The sequence below is a fragment of the Paenibacillus sp. 01T422 genome (genome assembly GCF_056398785.1).
Window position 1 is genome coordinate 1 of the sequence record NZ_JBFTQB010001099.1, and the last position, 1,816, is coordinate 1,816.

The window sequence follows — 1,816 nt, forward strand, 5'->3', positions numbered from 1 at the left end:
CTATTATGCTTACCCGAACTTGGCATCCCCTTCGGCTTGCGATACTATAGGATGAGGGAAATGCTAAGAGGAGGTTGTCATACTTTGGAACAAGTTATCGTCATTGGGGCAGGGCCTTGCGGATTATCCGCCGCAGTTGCTTTGCAGCGTGAAGGGCTTTCCCCTTTATTGATCGAAAAAAGCTGCATCGTGAACGCAATCTATATGTATCCTACGTATTTACAGTTTTTCAGCACACCGGAGCTGCTCGAAATTGGCGGCTACCCTTTCTCTACCCCTCATGAAAAGCCATATCGCCAAGAAGCATTGGTCTACTATAGAGAGGTCGCAAGAAGAGAGCAACTTCGCATTAATTCCTATGAAGAAGTTGTTACTATTGAACCAATAGAGACAGGATTTAGCGTCCATACAGCAGATCAATTTGGTAAAAAGAAGGTCTATACAGCTAAGAAAGTTGTCGTAGCTACTGGCTATTTTGATCATCCTAATATGATCGGAATTCCTGGAGAGGATCTGCCGAAAACAACGCATTATTACAAAGAAGCTCATCCTTATTCGGGTGCCAAAGTAGCCATAATCGGCGGGAACAACTCCGCTGTTGATGCCGCTATGGATTTACTCCGGGTAGGCGCTGAGGTCACGGTTATTTATCGGGGAAAAGATTTCTCAGCCAATATTAAACCATGGGTTCGCCCTCTTTTTGAAAGTATGGTGAGCAAAGGCCGTATCCAGATGTGGTTTAGTTCCCAGGTTGAACATATTGAGGAACATTCAATTACGGTTCGAAAAGAAACCGAACAAGTCACGTTGGATAATGACTTCGTGCTTGCCCTTACAGGCTTCCGGCCTGATCGGGAGCTGCTGACTTCGCTCGGCGTCGGTTTTCACGAAGAAACGAATGCTCCAATCGTTAATCCGGAAACGATGGAAACGAGTATCCCGGGCTTGTATGTGGCGGGTGTTGTGGCTTCATCCAAATATGATGCGAACGAAATTTTCATTGAAACAGGCCGTATGCATGGTTTAGCGATTACCAAACATATCATATCCACGAATACCCTTCAATCAAGTTGATTGAAGGTTTTTTTCTATGAAAATATTTCCTGTTTTTCAGAGATTCCTCTTCCAATACGAACATTTGTTTGATATAATAAAAACAAGAACAAATGTTCCATTTAGATGAGGAGGTAGTTACATGATGAACGCCAGTCACAATTTCCGGTTTATTGAGAGAGATTATTGGTACCATAAGGCATTGTGTGACACTGACCATCTTCTCCCTGGACAGATTGACGCCATGCTGGATGAAGCACATTCTCACTATGCCGATTACACGTTCAAGTTTTATGACGACGGCTCCGTGATTATCATAGACAACGACACGAGTAACCGAATCAAGCCTAGAGAATTAACGGGTGCCGTTTATGATTTTTATGTGCGCAAGCGGATCTATTTAATCAAACATAATTTAATGGAGAAACAACTCCAATATGCCTGAGTGAAGCACACAGAAGGCCATCTGCTAGGGACATTCGTCCTTAACCGATGGCCTTCTCCTTTTAGTTCACACCGTGATAGCGGAAGCACTTTTGGTTATGATCGTTCACCATGCCAACGGCTTGCATATATGCATAGCAAATCGTCGAACCTACGAACTTGAAACCACGTTTCTTCAAATCCTTGCTCATAGCATCCGAAATCTCTGATGTGGCCGGCACATGACTCATATCCACCCAATCATTCTTGATCGGTTGACCGCCAACAAATCCCCAAATATATTGATCGAAAGACCCGAATTCCTGCTGCACTTTCAGGA

The 1,816-nt window shown here is 43.8% G+C and carries 3 protein-coding genes; 2 read left to right on the forward strand and 1 reads right to left on the reverse strand.

What is annotated here, in order from left to right; all coding sequences use genetic code 11:
• The first annotated feature begins 84 nt into the window (after positions 1-84).
• A complete protein-coding gene (locus AC1DUA_RS35990) occupies positions 85-1,074 on the forward strand; it encodes a YpdA family putative bacillithiol disulfide reductase (RefSeq protein ID WP_477504295.1) in 990 nt (329 codons plus the stop codon).
• Between the two features lie 121 nt (positions 1,075-1,195).
• Positions 1,196-1,498 (forward strand): hypothetical protein, encoded by a 303-nt coding sequence (locus tag AC1DUA_RS35995; RefSeq protein WP_477504296.1) that lies wholly within the window; start codon positions 1,196-1,198, stop codon positions 1,496-1,498.
• Positions 1,499-1,559: 61 nt separating this feature from the next.
• Here AC1DUA_RS35995 and AC1DUA_RS36000 read toward each other — a convergent pair.
• Positions 1,560-1,816, reverse strand: a 257-nt coding sequence (locus AC1DUA_RS36000) for a DNA-3-methyladenine glycosylase I (protein WP_477504297.1), incomplete at its 5' end; no start/stop codon positions are given.

What these genes read in the sequence shown, in the direction of transcription:
- AC1DUA_RS35995 (WP_477504296.1), top strand. Translation starts at nt 1,196, where the DNA reads ATGATGAACGCCAGTCACAATTTCCGGTTTATTGAGAGAGATTATTGG.